The sequence below is a fragment of the Vibrio sp. 10N.247.311.13 genome (assembly GCF_041467595.1).
GTDB lineage: Bacteria > Pseudomonadota > Gammaproteobacteria > Enterobacterales > Vibrionaceae > Vibrio > Vibrio crassostreae_C.
In genome coordinates this window covers 33092-39753 of record NZ_JBFSUX010000046.1, presented here as the reverse complement: position 1 = coordinate 39753, position 6662 = coordinate 33092, and the positions used below count along the sequence as shown (strand labels likewise).

7 protein-coding genes are annotated in these 6662 nt (G+C 38.5%); 5 read left to right on the top strand and 2 right to left on the bottom strand.

The genetic code is table 11. The annotated features are described in order from the left end of the window. On the bottom strand, nt 1-1076 hold a 1076-nt coding region (locus AB6E52_RS16985), incomplete at its 3' end, for a DUF1611 domain-containing protein (protein ID WP_372189965.1). Between the two features lie 438 nt (nt 1077-1514). Here AB6E52_RS16985 and AB6E52_RS16980 point away from each other — a divergent pair. Both AB6E52_RS16980 and AB6E52_RS16975 read left to right on the top strand, forming a co-directional pair. Next, entirely contained in the window at nt 1515-2444 is a 930-nt protein-coding gene (locus AB6E52_RS16980) for a DUF2971 domain-containing protein (RefSeq protein WP_372024245.1), read from the top strand. A 236-nt stretch (nt 2445-2680) separates the two neighbouring features. Beyond that, nucleotides 2681-3193, top strand: coding sequence for a hypothetical protein (locus AB6E52_RS16975; protein ID WP_372024247.1), 513 nt, complete (start codon nt 2681-2683; stop codon nt 3191-3193). 362 nt (nt 3194-3555) lie between these two features. Here AB6E52_RS16975 and AB6E52_RS16970 read toward each other — a convergent pair whose 3' ends face one another. Further along, on the bottom strand, nt 3556-4587 hold the full coding sequence (locus AB6E52_RS16970) for an IS110 family transposase (protein WP_372024250.1): 1032 nt from the start codon (nt 4585-4587) through the stop codon (nt 3556-3558). 281 nt (nt 4588-4868) lie between these two features. Here AB6E52_RS16970 and AB6E52_RS16965 point away from each other — a divergent pair, with 281 nt between their 5' ends. The 3 genes from AB6E52_RS16965 to AB6E52_RS16955 all read left to right on the top strand — a co-directional run bounded on the left by AB6E52_RS16965 (nt 4869) and on the right by AB6E52_RS16955 (nt 6642). Continuing rightward, nucleotides 4869-5339 (top strand): hypothetical protein, encoded by a 471-nt coding sequence (locus AB6E52_RS16965; protein WP_372024252.1) that lies wholly within the window; start codon nt 4869-4871, stop codon nt 5337-5339. A gap of 154 nt (nt 5340-5493) precedes the next feature. Continuing rightward, complete coding sequence (locus AB6E52_RS16960; protein ID WP_372024255.1) at nt 5494-6108, top strand: hypothetical protein; 615 nt, start codon at nt 5494-5496, stop codon at nt 6106-6108. Between the two features lie 171 nt (nt 6109-6279). After that, nucleotides 6280-6642, top strand: a complete 363-nt coding sequence (locus AB6E52_RS16955) for a hypothetical protein (protein ID WP_372024257.1) — start codon at nt 6280-6282, stop codon at nt 6640-6642. The last annotated feature ends 20 nt before the right edge of the window (nt 6643-6662 follow it).

The following is a 6662-nucleotide window of genomic DNA, read 5'->3' as shown; positions in this document are numbered from 1 at the left end:
GCACAACGTGTTTCATCCAACGACATATCTTCATGATTCAGTGTTAGTCCAATAATATTGGTATTAGAAAACGTTTCGATAAGATTGATTTCTGAGGCAATCGAAGGCATTGGGCAATCAGGAAAATCACTACGATATAAACGTTTAGGGGCATGTTGCAGTATCACACCCGTTGGACAACTGCCACGTAAGATAAAAGCGCTGGTTGAAAACGCAGGGTGACTCAAGGCTCCTTGTCCTTCAATAATTATCAGATCCGGGTTTTCTTTTTCATAGGCCTGTACAATGACAGATTCCAACTCACCGGCACAAAATTGTGAAGGGACAGCATCGAGTGCAACGCAGTATTGTGCGCCTTGCATAATACCTGTTTGACCAGTGGCAATCAGAACGACGTTAAGGCCTTTTCTAGTCAGTTCATTCGTCAATATTGTTGCTGTTGTTCGTTTTCCTAGTGCGCAATCCGTCCCCATTACAGCAATTCTCGGACATTTAACGTTGTGTATTTTCCCGCTAAACGTTTTCAGATCGCCTTTACTTTTGGGTTTGCGAGTATCGAATATTCGAACGTTATTCTTTAAGCTAGCTTCTAAAAATAGAGGATCATCGGTTAGGAATTCATGTAAGCCATTTACGATGTTCATTCCTAGTGACATGGCATTTAAAATGATGCTTTTATCTAAGTCAGATAAAAATCCACTTGATGGCGCAATGCCGAAAATGAAGTAATCGGGAATGCTTTCCGCGTGAATGATAGCTTCTTCAGCATTAGCAAGGATAGGTATTCCATTGGCTTTGTTATCAAGAACCTCACCAGCATCTAAGCCAGCAGACTCACTATCAATAACCGATAGAATACGATAGCTTAACGAATGCCTCACTAACCCATTAGCGGTTTTACCATCAATTTTACCAAAATTACCTTCGCAATATATAATCGCTGAAGGGATGACAGGTTTTACTTTCTGGGCAAGTGGTAACCAAGGTGCGAAATGGGGTACGTCGTTGTTAGTTTCTACATTTTCAATTCTAGTCAGTTTGAAGATGTTTCTTAACTTTTGGGTTGAAATAGACATAATTAAAGCCCGCTATGAGGCTTAGGAGGGCAACTAAGGAGTGCCGAGATGCGAGTTCGGAAAAGAAAAGAAGTCCCTACTAAGCGGTAGGGATAGAGACCAAGGTAACACACTCATCAGACTTTTGTTGGTTATTATTAATACGCTTTCTAAGTCTATCACTTTCAGGCTTCACTCATACTAACGTGACTGATTAGAGATCTAAGATTCATTGTTCAACGTCGCCGTATCAACCTCTCAGCTTTAAGGTTTCAAGATACTTTTTCTAATATCAGTTAAGTAAGTTAGAGTTTTTGATCTAACGCGTTTTTGCCCCATTCCAAGCTAGCGCACTTATCCGTCACACTTTAGGGATGGGTATTTGACCTACTTTTTCTAATCCGTGTAGTGTCTAGTGGACAAGGGGCTTATCAAACCTTATTCAACATGGGAGTTGTATTGAAACTTTTATATAAATATATGTCGAACCCTGATTACTTTTTAAAAGAAGGCTATATCAGAGCAACTCAGTTGGCGGGACTGAATGACCCTTTTGAAGCTACCTATTGTAAAGAAGCTCTGTCTGACCTCAGTCCTTACTTTGAAATATGTGAGTCTCCAGACGAGCTGATCTCTTATATAGAGGAAAACAAAAGTAAAATCGGTGTTATTAGCTTAACTGAAGCTAAAGATAATTTACTAATGTGGTCTCACTATGCTAACGAACATAAAGGTGCTGTTATCGGGTTTTGGGCTCAATCTGCTTTTAATGGCAACATGTTTACCTACCTACATGAACCACAGCTAAATTCAACTAGCTTATTTGACGGTTTTGAAATGTTCCGTGGAGAGTGTCTCCCTATTATGTACCGAAAGCAACCTAGATACCGTGTTGATCGATTTGACTTTGATTACTCTAATATATCTGCGGAAGGTCAAGATCGTATCTTATTTGAGATTTTTCAACAGAAAAGCGATGAATGGATATATGAAAAAGAGCATCGTGTAACTCTTCGGCTAGACCAAGCAGATAAAGTCATTGTTACCAATGTTCATCGCTTGAAAAACAAACATGTGTTAAACAAACTACTAACTATTGGTAGCGAAGATAGTGACGGCAGATTCACCGTTTATCTGGATCAATTATCCGATAAAATAGAACGAGAAGCATATGCCAATAACTTAGTTGAGCTTAGCCATGACCCTAGCAGTTTATACCTTTTTAAAGTAGGTCATGTTAAGTCTATAATCTACGGGCTTAACGTTAGTGAAAGCACCATAGAGAGCTATCAAGAATACCTTTATAACTACCGTAATATAGAGCAATGGAAAGCTTCGCTAAATCGAGACTTTTATACTTTAAAGTTCAGTGAAATGGATCCAACATAACAAACGCCCATGGCTTCAAGGTACTTTTTCTTATCAGAAACAATTGTATTGGGTTAAGTGCTCTAACTCATTCTGTCCAGAAGCTGATCATGGCAATCACACCTTTGTCTTTCTTCGAGTCAGCTAGTTCAGATCTGACTCACCTTTGTCCTTTGTGGAGTCTAGAACTATCTCCCTGTTTTTTCATTGATTATTAGTTAACATTTTGCTCAAAGCAAAGTGAGGAGGTACCTACCATGAATACAACACTTCGATTATTAGCAGATCTAAGCTACCAGTATGGAATCATAGGTTTAAACGAGTATGTTGAACGTATGGAAACCATTGACTGGCTTGCAGATGAGTGTGAGGAAGAGCAAAACTCGTTAGAGGTTGAAGATGACCGAAATGGACAACTTGCAGGCAATGAGCAAGAAGACAATTTGAGTCTCATTGTATTGAATAAATGGGTTTTTACTATCGGAGACGTAGATTGTGCTCCCTCAGTTCCACATGGACATTTACATAAGAAAACAAATAAGACAAAACTAAATCCATATACGGGGTTTGTTTTTGATGGTAATGGAAAAGAATCATACCGCCTTAAAAAGGTAGAGATGTTAACACTTTGGAATGATAAAGATTTCAGTTCTCACTGTCATGAGCAGATTGACTGGTATCATGGTTTTGCACTCGGATCAGGTTATGTGTTTCCAAATGTACTTAAAGGGAAAGGGATGCATACCCTACCAAGGTGGCGTAGGAGGTAATCGCCATACAAGCATTCGAGGTTCAAGATACTTTTTCTAATCTCTAACTAACGTTTTAGTTTATTCGCGCTAAAACGTTTATGTCCACTTTTGAGTTGGCCACGATGGCTAACTCAAAATTGCCCCAAAATGTATATGGAATCCACGTATTTACAAAGTGATTTTTGCAATAAAAGTTAAGATGCGGTCGTATATTCGGCTTCTTATTGAAGGAGCTACCCTCTAGCCTTTGATGTTTTGCGCACCTACTGTCCTCATCGAGTTAGCAGCTTGGAAAGCATGACGGAAAGGTCAGGTTTTCAGTAGGTTGGTCTTACCTTTTATGCTTCATCATTTTGTAAAATCTCACAATTTATTAGTGATTAATCGGTGATTAAAACTGGTTTGTATTCAGTCTCATACCGAAGCATTGCCCACGCAGTCCGTACCACTTTGTTAGCCAGTGCAATGCAGGCCTTCTTGAAGCCGATACGATCTATGATACTCCTCAACCAAGCATCCTTTTGAGTCTTCGGTTTTTCGGGGAGTCGTCCAACGTAAGACATTGCACCAAGATAGAGAAGGGAGCGTAGCTCCTTCACTCCACCGCATTTATCGATCCCAATCATAAAGACCTTGCCTCCTGAACTGTGTTGTTTGGGTGTAAGACCAACAAACGCTGAAGCTTGTCTTCCATTCTTGAACTTCTTTCCATCACCAAGAGTTGTATAGAGCATTGCAGCAGTTGTTTCACCAACACCTTCAATTTCCATTAATCGTTGGCAAGGTTCTATCTGACGGGTTAAAGCGTTTTTTTCTTTTTCGAATGCAATGAGTTTTGCTTTCAATTCTTTATATTGCTCCCACAACATAGACAGAACGGATACGACATTGGCTGGTATTGATGTTTCTCCATCAAGCACTGTTTGAACTGAAGCTTTTAACCCTTTTTCACCTCTAGAGTTTGCTATACCGTAGCCCAAGATCGTCCCTCGAATGTGAAGCGCTAGGGAAACCACACTGCGAGATAAGAATCTACGGCTGGTTTCTAAAGAATGCATAGATTGTTGTTCTAGTGATTTTGGACGGCTGTACTTAATGCCAATTTGTATTGCGGCGTTAGCGATCGCGAGAGCATCATTATGATCCGTTTTATGACCCTCTAGGTATCCCTTTACTTTCTTAGGGTTAATGATCCTCACTTCATGCCCAAATTGTTCAGCTAATTGCCCCCAATAGTGACAACCACAGCAACCTTCCATAGCAACAATGGATGGCTTTGTTTTAGCTAGGAACTCTTTCGTTTTTTGTCGGCTTAAAGGTTTATTGGAAAGCATTTCACCATGAACACTGATATGACAGACTTGTAGAACATTTTTAGCTAGGTCGATAGCGATAATATTATTGCTCAACATATTGGAACCCTCGTATTTATCTCATTCTCCTAAGTCTAGCTTGGCAAAGGAGGGAGTGGATTCCATACATCAAGTCAGAGTAAATACTCATTCACATTTTATTGGCGTGAGTTTGCCCTACCAAAAGTTATCCTTATTCAGCACATCTAGAAATTATGCATTACTGAGCAGTATAACCTTTCAATGTGGCACTAACTTATTGATTACAAATTGAAGTGATAGGTGAAAGGCTGCACTATATAGACGTGAAATACGGCGAGGTGCCATATAGGGAGCAAAAAATGAGTGTAGAGGACGTTTCTTATTGGAGTATGTTAGGCACGTGGTTAGCTGCAATCGCTACCACTCTTGCAGTCTTAGTCGCATTATTTTTACCTAGCTATCAGAAGAAGCAAAACGACATAGAGAATAACAGAAATGCCAAGAAACTATTGAGATCGCAGTTGGTCAACATTAATGAAAACGCTATTTTACATCAACAATCTTTAGCGAAAATGGTGATTGCTGAAAATCCAGTTTTTAATTTCAATTACTTGCCTCACGAAGTTTTGAGTGCTTTGTCTTCTGCTGAGTTAACGACTATTTACAAACTAAAATCAGATCTCGATTTAGCTGAACAACTGAGAAAAAGCGCGTTACAAGCTAGTAAGGTTAATCGTTCAGGAGAAAGTATAATTTTCTTTGCGGAAAGTTATTCTGAATATATAGATAAATTGGTTCTGAAAACGCAAGAAGCTTTGCGTGTGTGGTAAAATTTTATGCTAATACAAAGCATTTAAAACGGATTTTCAACACTTGGCTGCTTCAGCTTTTTTTAGTTTAAGTGTTTATTTAACAATGGCTTAAACTGAGTGGTAGGCGTTGCTTACCACTTAATACGGCGTTGATATTTTTACGGGGAAATTAGTGATTCTCGAAGACGATTTTTTTAAAACGGCAGCTAGAAAACGTGCTGAAACCTCTATTGAGTTGGCTAAATGGGGCTGGTATCCAACTCCTTATGCCAAGATTGGTGGCAACTTACGTAAATTGCAGCAACAGAATAGTATTAATACGTTCTTTATGGAGCGAAACCGCGAATGTCTGGATGAAAATAAGCAGTATTGCTTACAACATGCAAAAGAACGTACTAGTGTTTTAGAAGCAGCTTTTAGGCTTCATCATGCAAGAGAGTATTATGGGTCAATTCCTATTTTTTTAGCTCAAGCTGAAGGTGTTTTTAATGAAGAATTTAAGAGAAGTATCTTCAACAATAAGTATCGCTCGTATGAGAAAATAAATGAAATTAGGAAATTTGATGAAGGAGTCTTCTTTGATGCCTTTTTAGCAAGTACATTTGTTAAAAACCAGATTGGTGCTGATAAATCTATATGCTCAGATGTACAAAAGCAGCGTGGGCCGAACAGAAATGGGATTATGCATGGTGATGTTTTTCATGTTGATTATGGTAGTGAAATTAATAGTTTAAAGTCTATTAGTTTACTTGGTTGTGCTATCTGGTTGTCTACATTGAACTCCTAAACATAACAATGATTCAAGAGTTACAGCCACGCTTGGCATTCTAAGCATCGAATTTAAGGCTTTTTGGCGAATCAAAGTGCTAATGAGTGTAGTTGGTATGAACCGCCTAAAAACGCCATGTTATTTATTATGATAAAGTGTTTCCTCTTTTAAGTTTTAAGGGAATACTTTATGGAATCAGTGCAAGATAGTTATGATGAAAAAGCTCGTTTTATAATTGATCGTATGATTGACGGGCAGATTTTTGAGCTTATTGAACCAAATTTTAAGATGCCTTGCTCTGTAGAAGAGTTGCTTAATATGTATAAAGCGGCAGACGAGTCAATAAAAAATAGTCCTAGTTTGGCTTCTATTGAACGGAAAAGATCTCAAGTAATAATTCGTTCTTGTATTGATATAGTTCGGTGTACATACCTTCATTTAAATGCTCAACGAAGATACAGTGAATTTGAGGGTGAAACATATATTTTAAGCGTAGACGAAGAATATAAACGAGCTAAAGAGGTTTATGACTCATTGATGCAGTTAATTTAACGTAACGTTGCTGAATCAGC

Excerpts from the sequence above, each read along its gene's own strand:
- AB6E52_RS16970 (WP_372024250.1), bottom strand. The coding sequence starts at position 4,587 with ATGTTGAGCAATAATATTATCGCTATCGACCTAGCTAAAAATGTTCTA.
- AB6E52_RS16955 (WP_372024257.1), top strand. The coding sequence starts at position 6,280 with ATGGAATCAGTGCAAGATAGTTATGATGAAAAAGCTCGTTTTATAATT.
- AB6E52_RS16975 (WP_372024247.1), top strand. The coding sequence starts at position 2,681 with ATGAATACAACACTTCGATTATTAGCAGATCTAAGCTACCAGTATGGA.
- AB6E52_RS16965 (WP_372024252.1), top strand. The coding sequence starts at position 4,869 with ATGAGTGTAGAGGACGTTTCTTATTGGAGTATGTTAGGCACGTGGTTA.